General features: G+C 67.5%; 22 protein-coding genes. 13 read left to right on the plus strand and 9 right to left on the minus strand.

Going from position 1 to position 21,736, the window contains the following annotated elements:
* Positions 1-13 precede the first annotated feature (13 nt).
* The 4 genes from ACSQ19_RS02360 to ACSQ19_RS02375 are packed head-to-tail and all read right to left on the minus strand — an operon-like array spanning position 14 to position 1,894.
* Positions 14-604, minus strand: a complete 591-nt coding sequence (locus tag ACSQ19_RS02360; RefSeq protein ID WP_435999746.1) for a DUF998 domain-containing protein — start codon at positions 602-604, stop codon at positions 14-16.
* Positions 601-816, minus strand: a complete 216-nt coding sequence (locus ACSQ19_RS02365) for a helix-turn-helix transcriptional regulator (protein WP_296280306.1) — start codon at positions 814-816, stop codon at positions 601-603. The genes ACSQ19_RS02360 and ACSQ19_RS02365 overlap by 4 nt, the downstream gene beginning before the upstream one ends.
* Positions 813-1,256 (minus strand): hypothetical protein, encoded by a 444-nt coding sequence (locus tag ACSQ19_RS02370; RefSeq protein WP_435999748.1) that lies wholly within the window; start codon positions 1,254-1,256, stop codon positions 813-815. The genes ACSQ19_RS02365 and ACSQ19_RS02370 overlap by 4 nt, the downstream gene beginning before the upstream one ends.
* Positions 1,253-1,894, minus strand: coding sequence for a hypothetical protein (locus ACSQ19_RS02375; RefSeq protein ID WP_296280302.1), 642 nt, complete (start codon positions 1,892-1,894; stop codon positions 1,253-1,255). The genes ACSQ19_RS02370 and ACSQ19_RS02375 overlap by 4 nt, the downstream gene beginning before the upstream one ends.
* Positions 1,895-2,035: 141 nt before the next feature.
* Between ACSQ19_RS02375 and trxA the strand changes: the two genes are divergently transcribed.
* The 7 genes from trxA to ACSQ19_RS02410 all read left to right on the plus strand — a co-directional run bounded on the left by trxA (position 2,036) and on the right by ACSQ19_RS02410 (position 9,513).
* The gene (gene trxA / locus ACSQ19_RS02380; RefSeq protein WP_435999751.1) at positions 2,036-2,890 is read left to right on the plus strand and encodes a thioredoxin; all 855 of its coding nucleotides are present in this window, start codon (positions 2,036-2,038) and stop codon (positions 2,888-2,890) included.
* Between the two features lie 46 nt (positions 2,891-2,936).
* Positions 2,937-3,401, plus strand: a complete 465-nt coding sequence (locus ACSQ19_RS02385) for a DUF4442 domain-containing protein (protein WP_296280298.1) — start codon at positions 2,937-2,939, stop codon at positions 3,399-3,401.
* A gap of 72 nt (positions 3,402-3,473) precedes the next feature.
* Complete coding sequence (locus tag ACSQ19_RS02390) at positions 3,474-4,145, plus strand: DUF502 domain-containing protein (protein WP_435999753.1); 672 nt, start codon at positions 3,474-3,476, stop codon at positions 4,143-4,145.
* Between the two features lie 3 nt (positions 4,146-4,148).
* The gene (locus ACSQ19_RS02395; protein ID WP_435999755.1) at positions 4,149-4,925 is read left to right on the plus strand and encodes a queuosine precursor transporter; all 777 of its coding nucleotides are present in this window, start codon (positions 4,149-4,151) and stop codon (positions 4,923-4,925) included.
* Between the two features lie 40 nt (positions 4,926-4,965).
* Entirely contained in the window at positions 4,966-6,015 is a 1,050-nt protein-coding gene (locus tag ACSQ19_RS02400; RefSeq protein ID WP_435999757.1) for a serine hydrolase domain-containing protein, read from the plus strand.
* Between the two features lie 139 nt (positions 6,016-6,154).
* Complete coding sequence (locus ACSQ19_RS02405) at positions 6,155-7,813, plus strand: FecR domain-containing protein (RefSeq protein WP_435999759.1); 1,659 nt, start codon at positions 6,155-6,157, stop codon at positions 7,811-7,813.
* Entirely contained in the window at positions 7,810-9,513 is a 1,704-nt protein-coding gene (locus tag ACSQ19_RS02410; RefSeq protein ID WP_435999761.1) for a CHASE2 domain-containing protein, read from the plus strand. The genes ACSQ19_RS02405 and ACSQ19_RS02410 overlap by 4 nt, the downstream gene beginning before the upstream one ends.
* A 19-nt stretch (positions 9,514-9,532) precedes the next feature.
* Here the strand turns inward: ACSQ19_RS02410 and ACSQ19_RS02415 are convergent, their stop codons facing one another.
* Complete coding sequence (locus ACSQ19_RS02415) at positions 9,533-10,906, minus strand: MBL fold metallo-hydrolase RNA specificity domain-containing protein (protein ID WP_435999763.1); 1,374 nt, start codon at positions 10,904-10,906, stop codon at positions 9,533-9,535.
* A gap of 164 nt (positions 10,907-11,070) precedes the next feature.
* Here ACSQ19_RS02415 and ACSQ19_RS02420 point away from each other — a divergent pair, with 164 nt between their 5' ends.
* The 5 genes from ACSQ19_RS02420 to ACSQ19_RS02440 all read left to right on the plus strand — a co-directional run bounded on the left by ACSQ19_RS02420 (position 11,071) and on the right by ACSQ19_RS02440 (position 18,281).
* Positions 11,071-13,173 (plus strand): M13 family metallopeptidase, encoded by a 2,103-nt coding sequence (locus ACSQ19_RS02420; RefSeq protein ID WP_436001062.1) that lies wholly within the window; start codon positions 11,071-11,073, stop codon positions 13,171-13,173.
* 204 nt (positions 13,174-13,377) lie between these two features.
* Positions 13,378-15,396 (plus strand): M13 family metallopeptidase, encoded by a 2,019-nt coding sequence (locus ACSQ19_RS02425; RefSeq protein WP_435999765.1) that lies wholly within the window; start codon positions 13,378-13,380, stop codon positions 15,394-15,396.
* A gap of 154 nt (positions 15,397-15,550) precedes the next feature.
* Positions 15,551-16,888, plus strand: coding sequence for an AAA family ATPase (locus tag ACSQ19_RS02430; protein WP_435999767.1), 1,338 nt, complete (start codon positions 15,551-15,553; stop codon positions 16,886-16,888).
* Entirely contained in the window at positions 16,885-17,361 is a 477-nt protein-coding gene (locus ACSQ19_RS02435; RefSeq protein ID WP_435999769.1) for a hypothetical protein, read from the plus strand. Before ACSQ19_RS02430 ends, ACSQ19_RS02435 begins: the two co-directional genes overlap by 4 nt.
* Complete coding sequence (locus ACSQ19_RS02440; protein WP_435999771.1) at positions 17,358-18,281, plus strand: tetratricopeptide repeat protein; 924 nt, start codon at positions 17,358-17,360, stop codon at positions 18,279-18,281. Before ACSQ19_RS02435 ends, ACSQ19_RS02440 begins: the two co-directional genes overlap by 4 nt.
* 3 nt (positions 18,282-18,284) lie before the next feature.
* Here the strand turns inward: ACSQ19_RS02440 and ACSQ19_RS02445 are convergent, their stop codons facing one another.
* Positions 18,285-18,947 (minus strand): rhomboid family intramembrane serine protease, encoded by a 663-nt coding sequence (locus ACSQ19_RS02445; protein WP_435999773.1) that lies wholly within the window; start codon positions 18,945-18,947, stop codon positions 18,285-18,287.
* Between the two features lie 43 nt (positions 18,948-18,990).
* Positions 18,991-19,329 (minus strand): MGMT family protein, encoded by a 339-nt coding sequence (locus ACSQ19_RS02450; RefSeq protein ID WP_435999775.1) that lies wholly within the window; start codon positions 19,327-19,329, stop codon positions 18,991-18,993.
* A gap of 41 nt (positions 19,330-19,370) precedes the next feature.
* On the opposite strand from ACSQ19_RS02450, the gene ACSQ19_RS02455 reads away from it, so the two are divergent.
* Complete coding sequence (locus tag ACSQ19_RS02455; RefSeq protein ID WP_296282565.1) at positions 19,371-19,781, plus strand: hypothetical protein; 411 nt, start codon at positions 19,371-19,373, stop codon at positions 19,779-19,781.
* 81 nt (positions 19,782-19,862) lie between these two features.
* On the opposite strand, the gene ACSQ19_RS02460 is transcribed toward ACSQ19_RS02455, so the two are convergent.
* Positions 19,863-20,984, minus strand: a complete 1,122-nt coding sequence (locus tag ACSQ19_RS02460) for an anion permease (protein ID WP_435999777.1) — start codon at positions 20,982-20,984, stop codon at positions 19,863-19,865.
* A gap of 12 nt (positions 20,985-20,996) precedes the next feature.
* Positions 20,997-21,623: a DUF47 domain-containing protein gene (locus ACSQ19_RS02465; protein ID WP_056878267.1), complete on the minus strand. Its 627-nt coding sequence runs from the start codon at positions 21,621-21,623 to the stop codon at positions 20,997-20,999.
* Positions 21,624-21,736: the final 113 nt, after the last annotated feature.

The following is a 21,736-nucleotide window of genomic DNA, read 5'->3' on the forward strand; positions in this document are numbered from 1 at the left end:
CGGAGCCAGCTCCCTACGCGCCGCGGTGTCGCGACGCCACGCACAACCACCCCAGCCAGCCTAGGTAGCCCATGCGCTGGGCCAGGCCCGCCGGCATCAGCTCCACCGCCAGCAGCGCGACGAACAGCACCAGCAGCGCCGCCACGACGCTGGCCCATGCCAGCCCGCGCCAGGACTGTCGTCCACGCAGACCGAGCGCGATCAGCAGCGCGCCCGGCACGAAGGCCACCCACCAGAGCATCCACGCCGTGGCGTGCAGGCTGCTGGCCGGATTGTCCAAATCCGATGGATCGAGCGGCAGCAGCCCCATCGCCGCGAACCCCAGCGCCGACAGCAGAATGAGTTGCGTGCCCACGCGCAGCGGCCAGCCGGCGTCGTGCGGTACATGGCGACGCAGGCGAAGCGCCGCCGACGCCGCCAGCAGACCCGTCAGGACGAATCCGAACATGTTGAACGCCACCGCGTGCTGGACGCCTTTCGCGCCCAGCACCGCCACCGGATGCCAGACCTGCGAATAGCCGGACAACGCCGTGCCGAAGCCGACCACCGCCAACACGAACACGCCCAGGGCCGCCCACCCGCTCCACGTCCACGCACTGTTCATTCGCCGCCCCATCTGAATACCTCGTCGATCCCCACGCCGAACGCCCGCGCAATGCGGAACGCCAGTTCCAGCGACGGTGCGTAGCGCCCCGCCTCCAGCGCGATGATGGTCTGGCGTGTCACGCCACAGGCATCGGCCAGTGCCTGTTGCGTCATCTCGCCGCGCTCGAAGCGCAGCCGGCGGATGTCATTGGCGATCGGCGTGCCGGTCATGCACGATCGCGCCGATAGAGCGCCGCAACGGTCGCATGGCCCGCGACATTGGCCACCGTCACGCCCACCAGCAACAGGCCCGGCACCCGCAACACGGGCGCCAGCAACGCCTCGCGCACAGGCGGCCAAGCCAGCGCAATGGCAAGACCTACCATCCAGATACTGGCGGCAATGCGGAACGAGCGGTCACCAGGTGCCAGCAGCACGTCGTCGCGCTCGTCCTCGATCGCGTGACGGCGGTCCGCTTCTTCCTGCCGAGCGCGACGCCGGAAGAAATACGACATCGCCAAACAGGCGGTGGTCGACAGGAAGGGGAACACCCCGCCCTGCACGACCACCGCGATGGCGGCGAACAACGCCAGCCCGGACATGCCCAAGGCCGAGTTGCGGGCGAACCGCTCGCCGAACCCCGCTTTCACCGTCTCCCGCCCGGCACTCATGCCCGGACCTCCCGACGATCACGCCAGTACAGCAAGGCCGTCGCCACGTACTCGCACAGCCAGCCCCACATCAGCGCGAACACCAGCAGGTTCGCGATCATGAAGTGCGTGGCCCATGCCAACCGGTCGGAAGGCGAGAACGCCAGCATCGCCGCCAGTCCGATCAGGCAGAACGTCAAGGCGCCACGTCCCCAGCCTGCCGCCTGCTTTTCGATCTCGCGGTCGCGCTCATCCTCCTGCACGCGCCCCTTCCAGCGCGCGCCCAGCACACCCAGGAGCACGCTCCAGGCGACCAGCAGCAACGCCAGGTTGCGTCCCACAGCGCGGGCGCCGTCATTCTCCGCCGCCGGACCATCGGCGAAGACATGCGCCTTGGCCAGAAAGTATCCGGTCGCCGCCAGCATGAAGGCGACGCCGACCCAGGCCTTCCACTCACCCGGCGACAGGATGCGCTCGGCCTCGTCCACGGGTGCGCGCGACACCGCAAACATCGAGATCCAGGCGACCGTCACCAGCAGGGCCGTTCCCCACTTGCCCAGGTCGACGCCCAGCAGCACGTCGGGCCCCGCCAGCAATCCCCAGAACGCCAGCATGGCGCCGAAAAGCAGGATCCACCACTTCGCTCGCTGCACTCGCATTGAGTAACCTTCGCTATACAAAATGTAAGGCAAACTTTACATGTCAATCGGCGAATGTCAAACACTTTTTACATCGCCTTGTATCCTGCGGCCCGCGACACCATCTGAACGCCACGCCCCCACACGCCCAAGAGCGCCCCGATGAGCGAACTGCCCCACGTTTTCGATGCCACCACCGAAACCTTCGAAGCCGAAGTCCTGCGCAAGTCGCTGGAGGTTCCGGTCCTCGTCGACTTCTGGGCCACGTGGTGCGGGCCGTGCAAGACGCTGGGGCCGATCCTCGAGAAGCTGGCCGGGGAATACAACGGCGCCTTCCTGCTGGCCAAGGTCGACGTGGACAAGGAGCAGCAGATCGCGGCCGCCTTCCAGATCCGCTCGGTGCCGACCGTGTTCCTGGTCAAGGACGGACAACTGGTCGACGGCTTCCCGGGTGCCCTGCCGGAAGGCCAGTTGCGCGAGTTCCTCGCTTCGCACGGCATCCAGCCGGCAGAAGCGGCCGACGCCCTCGTCGAAGAAGTCCCGCTGGATCCCCAGCACCAGGTCGCCGCCCTGCGCGAGGCCGTCGCCGTCGAGCCCGACAAGGACGAACTGAAGCTCGACCTGGTCCTCGCCCTGCTGAAGACCGGCGACGCGAGCGAGGCCGAGCGGCTGCTCGACGCGCTGCCCGCGAACCTTGCCACCGACGACCGCGCAGTCAAGGCCCGCGCCCGGCTCGGATTCGCGGCCGCCCTGAAGGACGCACCTGCGCGGGAGGTCCTGCGCGCCGCGGTCGCCGCGAATGGCGACGACCTGCGCGCGCGCCACCTGCTGGGTGTGCACGCGCTGGTCGCGGGCGAATCCGAAGAGGCGCTGGACCAGTTCCTGGAAATGCTGAAGCGCGACCGGTCCTTCGAGGATGGCCTGCCGCGCAAGAGCCTGATCGATGCGTTCCGGGTAATCGAGGACGACGCGCTGGTGGGCCAGTACCGCCGGAAGATGTCCTCCCTGCTGTTCTGATCCGCGAATACCTTCCCGTCCCTTCCTGATCCCTCCGTCGTCCTGCATGAAACCCGGTACCCTGCGCCACATCTTCAACGTGTGGCCGCCCTTCCTGCTCAGCGGCATCCACGTCACCGAGCTGGCCGACGACTGGACCTTCGCGCGTGTCGAACTGCGCATGCGCCCCTGGAACCGCAACTACGTGGGCACCCATTTCGGCGGCAGCCTGTTCGCGATGACCGATCCGTTCTGGATGATCCTGGCCAAGGAGCGGCTGGGTCCCGACTACTACGTCTGGGACAAGGCCGCCGAGATCGAATTCGTGAAGCCGGGCAAGGGCACGCTGCACGCCGAGTTCAGGCTGGACGGCCATGTATTGGACGAGATCCGCGCCGGGGCAGCCGATGGCCAGAAGTACCTCCGCTGGATGCCGGCCGACGTGTTCAATGCGCAGAACGAAGTCGTCGCCCGCGTGCGCAAGCAGATCTACGTGCGGTTGAAGCCCGAGGCGCGCACGACGGCACGCTGAGGCGCGGACGGCATCACGGCGTTTCACCGATGGCGCTACAGCCACCGCCCTGCAGCGGCCTACAATAGGCCCATGCTCCCCGACCATCCCCCGCACCGCGTCTCGGTGCAGAAGCTCTTCATCACCGGTCTGCTGACCCTGTTGCCCATCTGGCTGACGTGGGTCGTCATCAAGTTCGTGTTCGTGCTGCTGTCCGACATCAGCAAGCCGTGGGTGGAGCCGTTGTCGCACCAGATCGCGGCTACGTTCCCGCAGTCGCTGGGGTGGTTCAACGGCCTGTGGGTGCAGAACACCATCGCCATGGTCGCGACGCTGTTCGTGATCCTGGCCGTGGGTGCGCTGACGCGGCGCGTGGTCGGGCAGCGATTGCTGAGCTGGTTCGAGGCGCTGATCGCGCGCGTACCGCTGGCGAACGTCATCTACACCAGCGCACGCAAGCTGCTGGACATGCTCGAGACCAAGCCGGGCAGCACGCAGCGCGTGGTGCTGATCGACTTCCCGCACCGGGAGATGAAATCGGTCGGCCTGGTGACGCGGGTGATCCGTGAGGAAGGCAGCGGCCGCGAACTCGCCGCCGTCTACGTGCCGACCACGCCCAACCCGACGTCGGGTTACCTGGAGATCGTGCCGGTCGAGCTGCTGACGCCGACCGACTGGACGGTGGACCAGGCGATGAGCTTCATCATTTCCGGCGGTGCCGTGGCACCGGAAACCATGCCGTTCACCCGCGCCGGGGAGCGCTGACCGATGGACGCGCCGCGCACGCTGGACGACCGTGCGGTCCGCCTCTTCATCGTGCTGGCGGCGGTGTTCTGCGCCAACGCGGTGCTGGCCGAGTTCATCGGCGTCAAGATCTTCGCGCTGGAAGACACACTGGGCATCGCGCCGCTGGAATGGAACCTGTTCGGCCAGACGGGCTCGCTCAGCTTCACCGCCGGTACGCTGCTGTGGCCGTTCGTGTTCGTCCTCACGGACACCATCAACGAGTTCTTCGGTAAGCGCGGCGTGCGCTTCATCTCGTGGCTGGCGGTGGCGCTGATCGTCTACGGCTTCCTCTTCGCCTTCGCCGCGATCGCGCTGGCGCCGGCAGGCTGGTGGGTGGACGCGGCACAGGCGCAGGGCGTGCCGGATTACCAGAAGGCCTTCGCCGCCATCTTCGGTCAGGGCATGTGGACGATCGCCGGCTCGGTGGTGGCGTTCCTGATGGGACAACTGATCGACGTGTCGGTATTCCACCGCATCCGCGAGGCTACCGGCGAACGCTGGGTGTGGCTGCGCGCCACCGGCTCCACCGCGATCTCGCAGCTGGTGGACAGCTTCGTGGTGATCTACATCGCCTTCGTGCTGGGGCCGCAGAAGTGGCCGACCTCGCTGTTCCTGGCGGTCAGCACGGTGAACTACGTGTACAAGATGCTGGCGGCCATCGCGCTGATCCCGCTGCTTTACCTGATGCGGCATGGCATCCGCCGCTACCTGGGCCATGAACGCGAGCGTCAACTCCGCGCCGAAGCCGCCCTCGACTGAGCCGGTGCTAGGCTTCGCCCTGGGTGGCCGGGAGAAGGCGATGAAAGCAGCCTGTCTGTGGGGGATCCTGGTGATGGCGAACGTCGAGGCGAGCGCCGCCACGCGCAAAGACGATATCGACGCATGGATGCGTGACTATGCGGGCCAGGTCCCGGGCGCGTCGGTACTGGTGCTGAAGGAGGGCGTGCCCGTCTTCCAGCGCAGCTATGGCATGGCCGATCTGGAAGCAGGTATCGCCGCTTCGCCCGGGACCAACTTCCGCCTCGCCTCGATCAGCAAGCAGTTCACCGCCGCCTGCGTGCTCCTGCTCGCCGAGGACGGGATGCTGACGGTCGATGATCCGCTGCTGCGCTGGCTGCCTTCGCTGCCCGCGGCGGCCGAAGGCATCACGCTTCGCCATCTGCTCACCCACACGTCGGGCCTGGTCGACTACGAGGATCTCGTTCCCGCCACGCAGACGCGACAGGTACGTGATGCGGATGTGCTGCGCCTGCTGGAACGCGAGGATCGTCTCTACTTTCCCGCCGGCAGCACCTACCGTTACAGCAACAGCGGCTATGCGCTGCTGTCGCTGGTCGTGGAGCGCGCCTCCGGACAGCGGTTCGCCGAGTTCGTGCGCGCGCGCATCTTCACGCCACTGGGCATGACCGCGACGCAGGCACGCGAAGACGAAGGCCCGCCGGTAGCCGATCGCGCATTCGGTTACAGCCTCCGCGACGGCCGCTGGCGGCGCACCGACCAGAGCATGACCAGCGCGGTGCTCGGCGACGGGGGAATCTACTCATCGATCGGGGATCTTGCGCGCTGGGACGCCGCGCTCTACGACGATCGACTCTTGTCGGCCGCGTCGCGCGCACTGGCGTTCGCGCCTTCGATCACCACGCGGGAACCCGACGTGGCGCACTACGGCTTCGGATGGCGCCTGCAGGGCGGCATGCAGTGGCACTCGGGCGAAAGCATCGGCTTCCGCAACGTCCTGCTGCGCTTTCCGGCGCAACGGCTGACGGTCATCGTATTGACCAACCGCGATGCGCCGGAGCCCTACGCGCTGGCGCGCCGCATCGCCGCCCGGTGGGGCGGCACACCCTGAGGGTGCCGGGACGGGGCGCGCTCCGCCAAGCCAAGTCACATTAACGACGAACAAGGGCAACACCGGCCAGATGCCGGATCAAAGCTTCTATAATTGTGATCGATTCAACATTTCCTGACGATCAATGCGGGAGCGTGCAATGCGAGGGCGGGCGAGCCGGGGGAAAGGATGGCTGGGCTGGTGCGGCCTGGCGATGCTGGTGCTGGCGTCGTGGTCGGTCCACGCGCAGGAATGGGTCTATCGCGTCCGTCCCGGCGACACGCTGTGGGATGTGACCGGCGCGTACCTCAAGCCTTCGATCCCCTGGCAGCGGCTGCAGGCGCACAACCGCATCGCGAACCCCTACCAGTTGCCACCGGGCAGCACACTGCGGATTCCGCTCGAATGGCTGCATGACCAGCCGGCGACCGCCAAGGTCGTCGCGCTGCAGGGCGCTGCGGTGGCACGCACCGCAGCCGGCCGCGATGCGCCGGTGACGGCCGGGATGTCGCTGGGCAGCGGCGCGCGCGTGACGACCTCGCCGGAGGCCTCGCTCAGCCTGCAGTTCGCCGACGGCTCGCGGCTGCTGTTGCTCGGCGGCAGCGAGTTGCTGCTCGACCGGCTGACCCGCTTCGGCCGTTCCGGCATGGCCGACACCCGGCTGCGCCTGCAGCGCGGGCGCATCGGCAATGACGTCCGCCACCTGCGTGGACCGGCGGCCAACTTCATCGTGGACACCCCCAGCGCATCGTCCGCGGTGCGCGGCACGCAGTTCCGCGTGGAAGCCCGCGACGACAAGACGCACACCGAGGTGCTGGAAGGACGTGTCGCGGTCAGCGCTCCCCGCCAGCGCGGCGCCGTGCTTCGCCGGGGTTTCGGCGCGGTGGTGGCGCAGGGCCAGGCCGCAGTCACCCCGGTCGCGCTGTTGCCGGCGCCCGACCTGTCGCGCCTGGCGCCACTGTCGCAGCGTGCCCGCGCGGATCTCGCGTGGCCTGCCGTCCCCGGCGCGCAGCGATACCGCATCCAGGCCAGTGCGCAGCGTTCGTTCGACAGCCTGAGGGTGGATGCCGAAAGCGATGCTCCGCGCTACACGCTGCCTGCGCTCGGAGCAGGCCATTACTTCGTACGTGTCCGTGCGATCTCGTCCGCCGGGCTGGAAGGCCACGATGCGGTCGCAAGCCTGCAGATCGATGACCAGCCCGCGGCACCGTATTCCATCGCGCCTGCCGCAGGGGGCGTCATTCGCACGCCCGGGGTAGACCTGGCCTGGACGCAGGCGCCTGGCGCCACCGCGTACGACTATGAGGTGGCGGGCCCCTCCGGTTTCCACCAGCCCGTCGCGCAGGCGCGCATCGAGGGCACCACGCAGGCCCGGCTACCCGATCCCCTGCCCCCCGGCGACTACGCCTGGCGCATCCGCAGCGTGGACGGCACCGGGAAGGCCGGGCCCTTCGGCGACAGCGTGGCCTTCACCGTGCGTCCGCTGGCGGAGATCACCGACATCGACCGCGCTGCGGCCGAGCCTGGCAGCACCCGTGACGTGACCTTCCGCTGGCCAGCCGGCCAACCCGGGCAGCGCTATCGCTTCCAGATGTCGCGGACCCCGGATTTCAGCGCCCCGCAGGTCGACGAACTCGTCGCCGAGGCCGAGATCACCCTGCCCCGGCTGCGCTCGGGTACCTGGTACCTGCGCGCCCAGACCATCGACGTGGATGGCTTCGAAGGCCCGTTCCCGCCTGCCCAGGTGGTCGAGGTGCCCTGCCGCTGGTGCCGGATTGGCGCGGGAGCCGGCGCATTGCTCATACTGCTGGCCCTGTGAGCACCGCCCCGGCCACGCCCAAATGGAAACCCCGCCTGCTGACGGCGGTGGGCGCGGCCGCGCTGGCGATTCTCGTCACCCTGTCCGGGATCACCGCCCCGCTCGATGCGTGGGTGTATGACCGGTTGATCCTGGGCGCAGCGCCGGACGCCGACCCCCGCATCGTGGTGGTCGACGTCGACCAGAAAAGCCTGGCCGAACTCGGCCGGTGGCCGTGGTCGCGGCGCACGCATGCGCAACTCGTCGACCGTCTGCGGCTCACCGATGTGAAGGGCATCGCATTCAACGTGCTGCTGTCGGAGCCCGCACTGTTCGATCCCGAGGGCGACGCCCTGCTGGCGCGCGCGATCAGCCGCAGCGGCCGGGTGGTGCTGCCGGTGCTGGCCGAGCCGGTCCAGCTCAACAGCTCCACGGTCGAACTGATGCCGATCCCCGAGTTCGCGGCCTCGGCGGCATCGCTGGGCCATGCCGAGATGGCGCTGGATGCCGACGGCGTGGCGCGCACGGCTTATCTGCGCGCCGGCCTTGGCTCGCCGCACTGGCCCGCGCTGGCGTTGGCATTGCTGCAGCTCGACCAGGGCGCGGGCACGGAGTTGCCCGGGCGCCGGCTGGTCATGACGGGCCTGGAACCGGCCTCCGCGTCGGAGTGGGTACGCGACTACGAGGTCCGGGTGCCGTTCACTTCGCCGCCGAATGCGTTCCGCCACGTGTCGTATACGGACATCCTCAACCAGCGCATCCCGGCGTCGCTGCTGCGCGGCAACTGGATCCTCGTCGGCGTCAGCGCGACCGGCATGGGGCCGCTGGCGCGCGCGCCCGGCCAGCCCCCGAACGCCAGCATGAGCGGGACCGACTACCAGGCCAACCTGCTGAACATGCTGCTGAAACGCGCCGCCATCACGCCGATGTCGGAAGGCTGGCAGGCGATGCTGGCAGCGACGCTGGCGGCGCTTCCGCTGCTGCTCTCGCTGCTGCCCGGGCTCCGCCATATCTGGCGCCCCACCATCCTGACGATGGCCGGCGTCGTGGTGCTGTCGATCCTGCTGCTGCGCTATGCCCACGCTTGGTTCTCCCCGGTGCCCGCCCTGCTGGTGCTGGCGCTGGGCGCTTCGCTGTGGATCTACCGCCTGCTGCGGCGTACCCACCAGCAGGCGCAGTCGGACTCCCTTACCGGGCTGGCCAACCGCAGCCGGTTCGACCATGCCCTGGACCACGAACTGCGCATCGCGCGCCGCAGCGGCCAACCGCTTTCGCTGCTGGTGATGGACATCGACCACTTCAAACAGCTCAACGACACGCAGGGACATGCGGCCGGCGACGCCGCCCTGAAGTCGCTCGGGCGCATCCTCCGCAGCCGCGCGCGCCGTCCGCGCGACCTGGTCGCACGCCTGGGAGGCGACGAGTTCGCGGTGCTGCTGCCGGAGACCTCGGCACAGGCAGCGGCCACCATCGCCACCACCATCCACGTGGACCTGGCCAACCACGCACGCAAGCCGCACGGCGCGAACGCGGGCGCACCGCCGCCGTTCACCGCGAGCGTCGGCATCCACACCTATACGTCCGGCGACGATGTCGGACCGGAAGACGTGTTCGACCGCGCAGACGCCGCGCTCTACCGCGCCAAGCAGGCCGGCCGCAACCGCAGCTTCAGCCATACGGGCGAACACGACGCCATCGGTGCGCCGGTCACGCGCGCCTGACGTGCGGCGCACGGCGTCGTCAGACGTCGACCACCATCCCCGGCCGCGCCAGTTCCACCGGCACCCCGTGGCGCTCGCCGATCTCGCCTGCCAGGGCTTCGCGTGCGCGATCTTCGCCGTGCACCAGCACCAGCGGCGGCGCGGGCTGGAAGTTGCCGTACCACGCCAGCAGGCCCTGCTGGTCCGTGTGCGCGGACAGGCCGCCGACGGTGTGCCGCTGCGCGTTCACGCGGTAGTCGCGGCCATGGATGCGCACCCACGGCGCTCCATCGACCAGGCGCCGGCCCAGCGTGCCTTCGGCCTGGTAGCCGACGAACACGATATGCGCGTTGCGCCGCCCGACGTTGTAGCGCAGGTGGTGCTGGATGCGGCCACCGTTGGCCATGCCGGAGCCCGCGATGATGATGGCGCCGTTCTCCACCTGGTTGATCGCCATCGACTGCTGGGTGGTCTCGACCATGTGCAGGTTGGGCAGGCGGAACGGATTGGGCGACTGCGCCCACACGCGCCGCGCATCCTCGTCGAACAGGCCGTGGTGGCGCGCATACACGCCGACCACCTTTGCCGCCATGGGGCTGTCCAGGAATATCCGCCAGCGCGCCAGCTTCCACGCCTCCCAGTGGCGGGCGAACCAGTACAGCAGCTCCTGCGTGCGGCCGACCGCGAACGCCGGGATGAGCACGTTGCCGCGGTCGCGCCAGGCATGCTCGAAGATCTCGCCCAGCTCGCGGATCGTTTCCGGGCGATCACGATGATTGCGGTCCCCGTAGGTCGACTCCATCAACAGCAGGTCGGCCTGCTTCACCACGCTGGGATCGCGCAGGATGGGCGTGCCCTTGGGGCCCAGATCGCCGGAGAACACGAGCTTGCGGCCATCGGCCCACAGTTCGACGATCGCCGAGCCCAGGATGTGGCCGGCGTCGCGCAGGACGATGTCCACACCGGGCGCGATGGTCGTACGCTCGTCGTAGGGAACCGGACGCACGAGTTTCATGGTGGCGTGCACGTCCTCCTCGGAGAACAGGGGCTCCATCGCCGGCGCACCCGGACGACGGCCGCGGTTGGCGCGTTCGGTCTCGGATTCGGACAGCGACGCGGTGTCCAGCAGCATGATGGGCAGCAGTTCGGCACTGGCGCCCTGCGTATGGATGGGGCCACGGAAACCACGCTTGACCAGCAGCGGCAGTCGCCCGATGTGGTCGATATGGGCATGGCTCAGCACCACCGCATCCAGCGTGGCGGGGTCGAACGGAAACGGCTCCGCGTTGCGCGCCTCGGCGTCGCGGCTGCCCTGGATCAGCCCGCAATCCAGCAGGATGCGCTGGCCGGCCGCTTCGACCAGGTGCATGGAACCGGTGACTTCGCCCGCCGCGCCATGGAAATGGACCTGCATGGAATGCCCTCCTCGCCGTGGCGCCCAGTATGGCCGCTACGGCCCCCTGGGGCATGACCTTCGACACACCTGCCCCCCCGGTGACAGGCGTAGAGTCGCCGCCACGCCCCCTCCGGGGGTTCCTTTTTTTCCATTGCCCCTGTCCGGGGCCGGAGTAGATCGTGATTGCCCGCAAACCCCAGATACTGATCCTGTCGCTGGCCGTGGCCGCCGCCCTGGCCGCCTGCGCGAAGAAGGAAGACGCCGCCCCCGCCCCGGATACGGCCGCCAAGGCGCCCGCCGCGCTGGAACTGAAACTGGACGAAAGCAGCCTGCCGGGCGTGAACCGCTTCCAGCTGGCCGACCTCGATACCACCAAGAACGCGTGCACCGACTTCGCGGGTTATGCCAACGGCAAGTGGCTGGCCGCCAATGCGATCCCCAGCGACCGCACCAGCTGGGGCGCGTTCGAAATGCTGGATGAGCGCTCCACCGCCATCCAGAAACAACTCGCCGAACAAGCCGCCGCGCACGCCGGCGCGACGGGCGTTGAAAAGATCGTCGGCGACCTGTGGGCGACCGGCATGGACGAAGCCAAGGCCAACGCGCAGGGCGTCCAGCCGATCGCGCCGATGCTGGCCTCGATCGACGGCCTGCAGGACAAGGACGCCATCGTCGCCTACCTCAACCAGACCGCCGCCAAGGGACAGAACTTCCTGTTCGGCTTCGGCTCGCTGCCGGAGTTCAGCAACCCGGACATGAACACCGCGGTCGCCATGCAGGGCGGCCTGGGCCTGCCTGACAAGAACTACTACTTCGACGCCGACAAGAAGGACATCCGCACGGCGTACGTCGCGCACATCGCGAAGGTGCTCGAGCTCTCGGGCGTGGCCGCGGCTGATGCGCAGACGCAGGCCAACGACATCATGGCGTTCGAAACGCGCCTCGCGAAGGCCTCGAAGTCGCGTGAAGACCTGTCGCGCGACGTGAGCCTGTACAACAACATGGTGTCCGTCGCCGACGCCGACAAGCTGACGCCGAACTTCTCGTGGACGAAGTTCCTCGCCTCGCAGGGCGTAAGCGGCCTGCAGCAGTTCTCGCTCGCCATCCCCTCCTTCCATCAGGAGGTCAGCAAGATGCTGGGCGACACCGATCCGGCGACGTGGCGCGCGTACCTGCGCTTCCACACCGTCGACGGCGCCTCGCCCTACCTGAGCGATGCCTTCGCGAACGAGCAGTTCAACTTCTACAGCAAGACGCTGCGCGGGCAGAAGGAAATCAAGCCGCGCTGGAAGCGCGTGCTCGACACCATCGAGGGCCAGAGCGGCGAAGCGCTCGGCCAGATGTACGTGAAGGTGGCCTTCTCGCCGGAAGCCAAGGCCAAGATGGAAACGCTGGTGGCGAACCTGGGCGCCGCGCTCAAGGCACGCATCCAGAACCTGGCGTGGATGAGCGATGAGACCAAGGCCAAGGCGATGGAGAAGCAGGCGGCGTTCACGACGAAGATCGGCTACCCCGACAAGTGGCGCGACTGGGCCGGTCTGGCGACCAGCCGCGACAGCTACATCGGCAACGTGCTGGCCGCGCAGGAGTTCAACTACAAGTTCGACCTGGGCAAGATCGGCAAGCCCGTGGACAAGACCGAATGGGGCATGCCGCCGCAGATGGTCAACGCGTACTACAACCCGTTCCAGAACGAGATCGTGTTCCCGGCCGCCATCCTGCAGCCGCCGTTCTTCGACCCGAGCGCCACGGATGAAATGAACTACGGCGGCATCGGCGCGGTGATCGGCCACGAAATGACCCATGGCTACGACGACCAGGGCAGCCGCTTCGGACCGACCGGCAAGTTCGAGAACTGGTGGAGCGATGCCGATTCCAAGGGCTTCAAGGCGCTCACCGGCAAGCTGGTGGCGCAGTTCGATGGCTACCGCACGGACGACGGCCAGAAGATCAACGGCAACCACACGCTGGGCGAGAACATCGCCGACCTGGGTGGCCTGGCCACGGCCTACGACGCGATGAAGAAGGCCACCGAGGGTACGCCGGACGCGATGACCGACGGACTGACCCGCGACCAGCGCTTCTTCCTCAACTGGGCCACGGTGTGGCGCCGCAACTTCACGCCGGAAGAGCTGAAGAACCGCATCGCCACCGACGAACACGCCCCGGCGCAGTTCCGCGCCATCGGTGCGCCGTCGAACCTGCCCACGTTCGCTGCGGCGTTCTCGTGCAAGGCAGGCGATGCGATGGTGCGCGGCGGCGACCAGCAGGTCGTCATCTGGTAACGACACGCAACTTCGCGCGTGAGGAAGGCCCGGCATGTCCGGGCCTTTCCTTTTGCGGGGGCTGGCCCGTACCCCTCGGATCGCCGAGCTGTGACACGGGCCCGCAAAAGTCGCCACCTGCGGCGGGATTCCCGTCGATCCCGCACGGGGCATGGACGGCTGCCTTGCTAGAATCGCCCGACCCCTGAACTCCGGACAGTCCTGATGCCCAGCCCGCGCCACGTCTTCGGCCGCCCCACCCTGATCGCCTTCGCCCTTGTCATCGCCCTGGGTGTCCCGGATGCCGATGCGCAGCGCAAGAAGCGCAATGCCGCTCCTGCGGTGAGCGCACAGTGCACGGACTTCTACAGCGCCACCAATGCGGACTGGCTGAAGAAGAATCCGGCGTCCGCCGAGGCCGGTGCAGTGAGCGTGCTGGGCGCCTTCCGCGAACGCACGCTGGATCAGCAGCGCGCCCTGCTCGATGCCGCCATGAGGGCACCACAAGGCAACGTGCAGAAGCTGCTGGGCGACTTCTGGGCCAGCGGCCTGGACGAAGCGGCGGTGGAGGCCGACGGCTCCAAGCCGATCGCGCCGCTGCTGGACCGCATCAATGCCATCAAGAAGCCGAAGGACGTCGCGCCGGCCATCGCCGCGCTGCACCAGGTCGGCGTGCCGGTTGCCTTCAACTTCAGTCCCGACGTGGACCTGCAGGCGCTGGACCGCCACATCGGCTACTTCATGCAGGGCGGCCTGGGCCTGCCCGATCCGGCCTACTACACCCGTACCGACGCGGACACGCGCGAACTGCTCGGCCGCTACCGCACCTACGTGAAGCAGGTGCTCGCGCTCACCGGCACGCCCTCCGCCCGCCTGGATGCCGATTCGGCGCTGGTGCTCGACGTGGAAACCAAACTGGCGCAGGTCTCCAAGCCGCTGGTCGACCTGCGCAGCCCGTTCGCCAACTATGCGCCGGTGCCGACCAAGGAACTCGGCAAGCAGTACCGCAACCTGCAGCTGGATGCGTTCCTGAAAGCGCAGGGCGTCAGCGACGACACCGTGTCGATGGCCGATCCGGCGCTGTTCAAGCGCCTCGACAGCCTGGTCGGCGGCCTCAAGCCCGAGCAGTGGAAGGCCTACCTGCGCTGGCGCGTCGGCGATGCGATGGCGCCGTACCTTGCCAAGCCGTTCCGCGACGCCGAGTTCGACTTCCGTGGCCGCGTGCTGCGGGGCGAAACCGCGCCGGCGCCGCGCTGGCGCCAGGTGTTGGATGCGATCAACCTGGCCGCAGGCCCGATGCTGGGCAAGGAATACGCCGAACGTTACGTGCCCGCCGACCACAAGCGCCGCGCGGAACAGATCGCGGGCCAGGTGCGCGATGCGCTGGGCCGTGGCATCGAGCGCAGCACGTGGTTGAGCGACGCCGCCAAGGCCGAAGCCAAGGCCAAGCTCGACAAGCTGAAGATCGAAGTCGGCACGCCGAGGCGCGATCTCGACTACAGCGTGCAGCCGATGGGTCGCGGCAGCTTCGGCGGCAACATCCTGATCGCCTCGACCTGGCGCCATCGCGAGGAGATGAAGCGCATCGGCAAGGGCAACGCCGACCGCCGCTGGGACGTGCTGCCTCAGCAGCCGGCGCTGGCCTACGACCTGGCGCAGAACCGCCTGATCGTCACCGCGGCCGTGCTGCAGGAAGAGATCTTCGACGCGAAGCAGCCGGCCGCCGTGCAGTACGGCGCGTTCGGCGCGCTGGTCGGCCACGAGCTGAGCCGCGGCTTCGACGTGAAGGGCCGCATGGTCGACGCCAAGGGCCAGCTGCGCGACTGGTGGACGCCCGCCGATGTCGCGGCGTGGAACGCACTGGGCGACAAGGTGGTCGCGCAGTACAACGCCTATGCCTTCCCCGATCTCAAGAACGTCAAGGTCAACGGTGCGCTGACGCGCGACGAGAACCTGGCCGACCTTGCCGGCGTCGAACTCGCATGGGATGCCTTCGCCACCGCCGAGCCGCAGGCCAACGCCGCCGCCAAGCAGTCCTTCTACAAGGCGTGGGCCACGCTGTGGGCACAGAATCTGTCGGAAGCCCAAGCCGCACAGCGTGCCGCCGTGGACGTGCACGCCCCGGGCCAGTGGCGCGCCAACGGCCCGCTGACCCAGCAACCGTCCTTCGCACAGGCGTTCACCTGCAAGGCCGGCCAGCCGATGCAGGCCAAGGAGGCGGATCAGGTCAAGATTTGGCGCTGAGCCTGCGTCAGCCGGATAACGGAACGGCGCGGAATCTCCGCGCCGTTTCTGTTTACGTCGCTCCCGCCGACGCCATGGTGGATTGCTCACCCCTCCCCTGAAATGACCCCCTCCGCTGGGCTATGCTGCGGACTGCCCCTATCGCCGTAACCGGATGACGACGATTCCCCTTGATGGCCTGTTCGCGGCGCTGCACGCCAGCCCGGAGAACCTCGCCCTGCGTGCCGTGGTGCTGCAGGCATGCCTTGAGCGACAAGAGAGCACGGCACTCGTGCGCTTGCTGGACCTCTGCGGCGACCTCGACATGGACGCGGCGCAACGACGTGCGGCGCGCTCATTGCTCGCGGCCTGCGACCGTATTGATCTCCGTCAACGCCTGGAAGCGCCGGATCCTGCCGAGGACCTGTTGGAAGAGGCGCGACGGCTGGCCGATGGTGGCCACCTATCCGAGGCGAGCGACGCATATCGCCGTGCGCTCGCCCTCAACCCCACGCTCGATGATCCGGTACTGAGCGCGCGCCTGACCGGAAAGATCGTGCCATTCGGCGCGGCTCGCGGCCGCGAGCCCGTGCCCAGCCTGGCCAACGACGATACCGATGCGCTGGATGCATCCCGGCTGCTGCAGCCTGCGGCGGCACGGGTGGTGTTCGACGACGTCGGCGGACTGGAGGCGGTCAAGCAGGAAATCCGCCGGCGCATCATCACCCCATTCCTCAAGCCTTCGCTGTTCCAGCGTTTCAAGCGCCAGGCGGGCGGCGGCATCCTGATGTACGGTCCTCCCGGCTGTGGCAAAACGCTGCTGGCGCGCGCGACCGCTGGCGAATGCGGCGCACGCTTCTACAACGTCGACGTCACCGATGTGCTCGACATGTACATCGGCGAATCCGAGCGCAAGCTTCATGCGATCTTCGAGCAGGCACGCCGCACGGCGCCCGCCGTTCTGTTCTTCGATGAGATCGAAGCGCTTGGCGGCAAGCGCCAGCATGCCCGCGAGGCGACGTCGGCCAAACTTGTCAGCCAGTTCCTGACTGAACTCGATGGCTTCGCGCAGAAGAACGAAGGCGTACTGATTCTCGGCGCAACGAATGTACCTTGGGCGGTAGATCCGGCCTTCCGTCGCTCCGGCCGCTTCGACCGCGTGTTGTTCGTGCCGCCGCCGGACCTGGCTGCGCGACGCACGATCCTGGAACGCTTGCTGGCGGAGCGTCCCGGATCGGAAGACATCGACGCGAAGGAGGTCGCGAAGCGAACGTCTGCGTTCTCAGGCGCGGATCTGCGCAACATCGTCGACAGCGCAGCGGACGAGGCAATCGAGCAGTCGATCGAACGCGGGCTGGAAGTGCCGATATCGATGGCACACATCGGCGCCGCCCTCCAGCAGGTCCGTCCGACCACGCTGGAATGGCTGACCACGGCCCGCAACCACGCCCGCTACGCCAACCAGGGCGGGCAGTACGACGCGGTGCTCGACTTCCTCAAGGATCATGGATGATGCAGGCACGCTATCGACTTCCCGACGAACCGCTGCCGTCGGGGCTCTCACGGTTCGCCGTCGACCCGATGTGGCCCCTGCTCGCGTTGATGCTGGCCGGCCGCGGCGTCGGACTTGCGTGGTTCGCCTTCAACAGCGCGGCCCTCGGCAGCCCCACCCGCACACGCGAGTGGCTATACGTCGCAGCCGCGTTACTCGGCAGCGCCCTGCTGTTGTTGTTCCTGGGCGTCGCGGCTTCGCAGGCATGGCTGGACCCCCGGCAACTCCGCTATGCCGCTTTGTCGCTGCTCGCCCTCAAGATCACGCTGGCCTACATGATCTACATGCTCCAACTGCGGCCGCACGAACTGTGGACCTACCACGGGGGTGAGTCCGCGAACGGCCTGCCGACACTGGTTCTGCTGGGCCTGCTGGCAAGGCCGTTGCTCGCCAGCACCGAGCTGCACCCGCTGCTTGGCGGAATGCTGCGATGAGCCAGCATCACCTGATGGAGCGCGCCCAGCGCCTGTACGACAACGGCCAGATCGACGCTAGCATCGATCTGCTGACGCGGTTCTTGGGCGAGCACCCGGACGATGCAGATGCGCATGCACTGCTCGCCCTCTGCCTCGTCCGTCGCAAGCGCTTGCATGCCGCACGGTCGGAGGCCGGCCTGGCTGCAACCCTGGACCCCGAAGCGGGATTCGCGCACTTGGCGCAGGGCGTCGTACTGACGGCATCACGCGATTTCCGTGCGGCCGAAGAACACCTCAAGACCGCATTGGCGTTGGAACCAGAGTTCTCATACGCGCACGTCGCACTGTCGCGACTGTACGACCTGTGGGGCGAGCCGAGTCGGGCTGCGGAGCACGCCGAGCGGGCCTGTGAGCTTGCACCGGATGCATCCGGTCATTGGGCGCATCGTGCCTGGCTTGTCTGGCAACGCGGCAACCGGCAGCAGGCCATCGCGTATGCCCACACTGCTCTGCAGCTGGATCCGGAGGACATCTCCGCCATCGTGCTGCTGGGCCAGTGCGAACTCGCCAACGGTAACGTCGATGCGGCACGCGAGCATGCCGCCTGGGCGTTGCAGAACGACGCCACCGACGAGGCCGCACTGGCCTTGCTGTGCGGCATCAAGGCCCGGACCAGCGTTGTGCTCGGGGCCTGGTGGCGCTTCCAGACATACGTGGCCGCCGGTTCGAACCGTCGCGCACTGCTGATGCTGGTAGGTATCTTCCTGCTCTATCGCGTGCTGCTGCTCGTGCTCGACGACACAGGGCTGCCGCAATGGGGTACCGCCGTCACCCTCGCGTGGATGGGCTTCTGCGTCTACACGTGGTTCGCACCGACCCTGTTCTGGAAATCGGTCAGGCGTGAGCTGGAAACCGTCCGCCTGCGCCCGGACTTCTGAAGGCTACTTGACCACCCGTAGCTGCGGCCCCTTCTTCTTCCTCGGGCCGCCGAACGGCGGCTGTCGCCGCCAGTAGCGGATCACCAGCCATCCGAACAACATGCCGCCGAGGTGGGCAAAATGTGCCACTCCGGCCTGTGTCCCGGTTATCCCGTAGAACAGCGCCAGCGCGCCATAGATCATCACCAGCGTGCGGGCAGGAATTTCGGCAGGGAAAGGAAACAACACCATGCGGCGGTTCGGGAACACCATCGCGAACCCCAAAAGCACGCCATATACGCCACCAGAAGCTCCCACCGTGCGGATGATGGAACCGTCCCAAGCGGCCATCCCGCTGCTCACCAGCAACTGGCACAGGTTGCTGCCAACCACGCAAATGAGGAAGAAGGTCATGAAGTCGCGGTATCCCCAACGCTCCTCCAGTGCCGAACCGAACATCCAGATCGCAAGCATGTTGAAGGCGATATGCATGACGCCGTCGTGCATGAAACCACTGCTCAGCAGCTGCCATGGCTGGAATCCGTAGCCTGCCGACGACGCGAGCGCGCTCACTGGCCAGAGCTTGAAATACTCAAGAGCCTGGTCCGCAAGGAAGAACTGCAGCAGGAACACCGCCGCGTTGGCGATAAGCAGGGCCTGTACGGCAGGCGTCAGTCGGGGAAACATGGCAAACCTCGAAACGGTCGCGTTACATCATACGGGCAGCGCATCACCGCGCACCGGGACCCCACAGTGCCGCATCCAGATCGTCCGCCTTCGGCGGGCGCTTCACGCGTCCGTTCTCCACCTTCACGCCCTCGGCGCGCAGGCGCTGGCTCTGTTCGCGGAACGCTTTCGAGCCCTCGGGGAAGGCGATGCGCCCGTCCGAGCGCAGCACGCGATGCCACGGCAGCGAAGGGTCGGCGTTCTGGCTGAGGATGCGCGCGGTCAATCGCGCACGGCCCGGCAAGCCTGCCCGCTGCGCCACTTCGCCGTAGCCGGCGACCTGACCGTGCGGTATCGCACGGATTGCGGCAAGAATGCGATCTTCGGGAGACTTGGCGCCCATGCGGGATTAGCATAGCGGTATCGGCAACAGGGGAGCATCCCATGCAGAACTTCGAACAGGTCCGCGGCCACCTGAGTTCCTCCGGCTACAAGGTGACCATGCACGACCCGTATGTCGCCTGCGTGGAGTTGTCGCTGGACAATGGCAAGCGCCACCAGACGATCTACCTGTCCGAACTGGGCAACGATGACGAACGCGGCTATCTGCGCGTGAGCACGGTGATCGCCCCGATGACCGGCATCGACGCCAGGCGCGCATTGAAGTTCAACTGGCAGAGCAGCGTCGGCTACCTCGCCATCGGCGAACTCGATGGCGTGCCCTACCTGCAGCTGTGCGAGAACCGTCCGTACGAAAGCCTCAGCCCGGCCGAGGTGGACCGCCTGGTGCTGGAGATCGGCGGCTTGGGCGACAGCATGGAGCGCGCCCTCTCCGCGGAGGGCGATCTGCTGTAGCCCCGGCCCGCCATCGCGGCACCGGAAAGAAAAACGCCGCGCAAGCCCGGCGTTTTCTGTTCCAACGGATGCGGGGCCACGTCACGCCCAGCCGATCGATTCCAGCAACCGCAGCAGGCCGTAGGCGATACCGCCCGCGGCGGGAATCGTCAGCACCCACGCCCACAGGATGCGCTCGATCACGCCGAACTTCAGCGCGCGCGGGTTTTTCGCGAAGCCCACGCCCATGATCGCGGTGGAGATGCTGTGCGTGGTCGAGACCGGCATGCCGAAATGCGCGGCAACGGTCAGGATGGTGGCCGAGCTGGTCTCCGCGGCGAAGCCGTTGATCGGATGCAGCTTCACCATCTTGTGACCGAGCGTCTTGATGATCTTCCAGCCGCCCGACGCGGTGCCCAGCGCCATCACGATGGCGCAGGTGATGACGATCCACATGGCGATGTCCTGCTCGCCCGCACTGCCCGGATGCAGGAACGCCAGCCAGCCCGGCAGGTTGTCGAGCGCGCCGCTTGCCTCGGCACCGAACAGCGTCAGCGCGATGATGCCCATGGTCTTCTGCGCATCGTTGTGACCGTGCGCGTAGCCCATGTAGGCAGCCGACAGGATCTGCGCCTTGCCGAAGAACTTGTTGACGAAGTGCGGACGCGCCAGCCGGCCCAGCCAGCCGCCGAGCTTCGACAGCAGCACGATCAGCCCCCACAGCAGCACCATCACCACGATGCCGAGCACGAAGCCCGCCACCGGCGACGAGATCATCGGCAGCACGACCTTCCACAGGATGCCCTTGTTCTGCGTCCAGTCACCGGCCGCCTGCGACCAGATCAGCGCGCCCCAGTCGTTGTGCGCGGCGGCCAGCGCGGCGCCGCACAGGCCGCCGATCAGCGCATGCGACGACGACGACGGCAGGCCCTTCCACCACGTGATCAGGTTCCAGATGATGCCGCCGAGCAGGGCGCAGAGGATCACCTGCGAGGTCACCTGCACCACGTTGGTATCGACCAGGCCGGAAGCGATCGTCTTCGCGACGGCCGTACCGGTCAGCGCGCCGATCAGGTTCATCACCGCGGCCAGCATCACCGCCTGGCCCGGCGACAGCACCTTGGTGGCGACGACCGTGGCGATGGAGTTGGCGGTGTCGTGGAAGCCGTTGATGAACTCGAAGACGAGCGCGGCGAAGATCACCACCAGCACGAGGGTAAGCATGGGCGCGACCCGTCAGCTGTTCTTGAGGACGATCTGGTACGCCACCACGCCGGCCTCGCGGCAGCGGTCGATGGCCTTTTCCAGGATCTCGAAGAACTCCTTCAGCAGGAACATCTGCAGGTGGTCCAGGCGACCGGAGTAGATGTCGCGGTACAGCTCCAGCATGAGCCGGTCGGCCTCGTTCTCGATCGCGCGCAGCTTCTCGTTGAGCGACGTCATGCGATCGATGTTCATCTTCTTGATCTCGTGGACCATCTCCACGACCACCGACGCCGCCTGCTCCAGCATCGCCGCGCGCGGCGCGAAGTCGATGCCGTCCAGGTGCTGGATGGCCAGCGAATAGCGGTCGGCGAACTTCTCCACCTGCTTCGGGATCTTGTACAGCGCCGAGCCCAGCGCCTCGATGTCCTCACGCTCGATCGGGGTGATGAAACTGTCCACCAGCGCCTTGCCGATCTTGTCCGAAGCCGCGCGCTCGCGCAGGCGCGCCAGTTTGAAGGCATCGAGCGCCGGCTGGCGGTCGGTGGCCTTCATCATGGTATGCAGGGCCTTGGTGCTGTCGTGGGCGGCTTGGGCGGCCTCGTCCAACAGCGTGTAGAACTGCTGGCCGGAGCCGAAGATCGTCTGGAGGGAGAACATCGGGCGGTCCCACCGTCACGGGATGGACGGCTTCAGGGGCGGAATTATGACCGTTCCGTGACGGTTGCGGACAGCCCGAGCCGGTGGCCAGCGCGCCCGAGGGACTCCCCATT

It is taken from the genome of Pseudoxanthomonas sp. LjRoot127 (assembly GCF_964253495.1).
GTDB lineage: Bacteria > Pseudomonadota > Gammaproteobacteria > Xanthomonadales > Xanthomonadaceae > Pseudoxanthomonas_A.

Bases quoted from the DNA above. Each gene is read 5' to 3' on its own strand.
- ACSQ19_RS02405 (WP_435999759.1), top strand. From the start codon at position 6,155: ATGCGAGGGCGGGCGAGCCGGGGGAAAGGATGGCTGGGCTGGTGCGGC.
- ACSQ19_RS02370 (WP_435999748.1), bottom strand. From the start codon at position 1,256: ATGAGTGCCGGGCGGGAGACGGTGAAAGCGGGGTTCGGCGAGCGGTTC.
- ACSQ19_RS02390 (WP_435999753.1), top strand. From the start codon at position 3,474: ATGCTCCCCGACCATCCCCCGCACCGCGTCTCGGTGCAGAAGCTCTTC.
- ACSQ19_RS02430 (WP_435999767.1), top strand. From the start codon at position 15,551: ATGACGACGATTCCCCTTGATGGCCTGTTCGCGGCGCTGCACGCCAGC.
- ACSQ19_RS02365 (WP_296280306.1), bottom strand. From the start codon at position 816: ATGACCGGCACGCCGATCGCCAATGACATCCGCCGGCTGCGCTTCGAG.
- ACSQ19_RS02415 (WP_435999763.1), bottom strand. From the start codon at position 10,906: ATGCAGGTCCATTTCCATGGCGCGGCGGGCGAAGTCACCGGTTCCATG.
- ACSQ19_RS02460 (WP_435999777.1), bottom strand. From the start codon at position 20,984: ATGCTTACCCTCGTGCTGGTGGTGATCTTCGCCGCGCTCGTCTTCGAG.
- ACSQ19_RS02465 (WP_056878267.1), bottom strand. From the start codon at position 21,623: ATGTTCTCCCTCCAGACGATCTTCGGCTCCGGCCAGCAGTTCTACACG.
- ACSQ19_RS02360 (WP_435999746.1), bottom strand. From the start codon at position 604: ATGAACAGTGCGTGGACGTGGAGCGGGTGGGCGGCCCTGGGCGTGTTC.
- ACSQ19_RS02375 (WP_296280302.1), bottom strand. From the start codon at position 1,894: ATGCGAGTGCAGCGAGCGAAGTGGTGGATCCTGCTTTTCGGCGCCATG.
- ACSQ19_RS02425 (WP_435999765.1), top strand. From the start codon at position 13,378: ATGCCCAGCCCGCGCCACGTCTTCGGCCGCCCCACCCTGATCGCCTTC.
- ACSQ19_RS02400 (WP_435999757.1), top strand. From the start codon at position 4,966: ATGAAAGCAGCCTGTCTGTGGGGGATCCTGGTGATGGCGAACGTCGAG.
- ACSQ19_RS02435 (WP_435999769.1), top strand. From the start codon at position 16,885: ATGATGCAGGCACGCTATCGACTTCCCGACGAACCGCTGCCGTCGGGG.
- ACSQ19_RS02445 (WP_435999773.1), bottom strand. From the start codon at position 18,947: ATGTTTCCCCGACTGACGCCTGCCGTACAGGCCCTGCTTATCGCCAAC.
- ACSQ19_RS02455 (WP_296282565.1), top strand. From the start codon at position 19,371: ATGCAGAACTTCGAACAGGTCCGCGGCCACCTGAGTTCCTCCGGCTAC.
- trxA (WP_435999751.1), top strand. From the start codon at position 2,036: ATGAGCGAACTGCCCCACGTTTTCGATGCCACCACCGAAACCTTCGAA.
- ACSQ19_RS02440 (WP_435999771.1), top strand. From the start codon at position 17,358: ATGAGCCAGCATCACCTGATGGAGCGCGCCCAGCGCCTGTACGACAAC.
- ACSQ19_RS02395 (WP_435999755.1), top strand. From the start codon at position 4,149: ATGGACGCGCCGCGCACGCTGGACGACCGTGCGGTCCGCCTCTTCATC.
- ACSQ19_RS02450 (WP_435999775.1), bottom strand. From the start codon at position 19,329: ATGGGCGCCAAGTCTCCCGAAGATCGCATTCTTGCCGCAATCCGTGCG.
- ACSQ19_RS02385 (WP_296280298.1), top strand. From the start codon at position 2,937: ATGAAACCCGGTACCCTGCGCCACATCTTCAACGTGTGGCCGCCCTTC.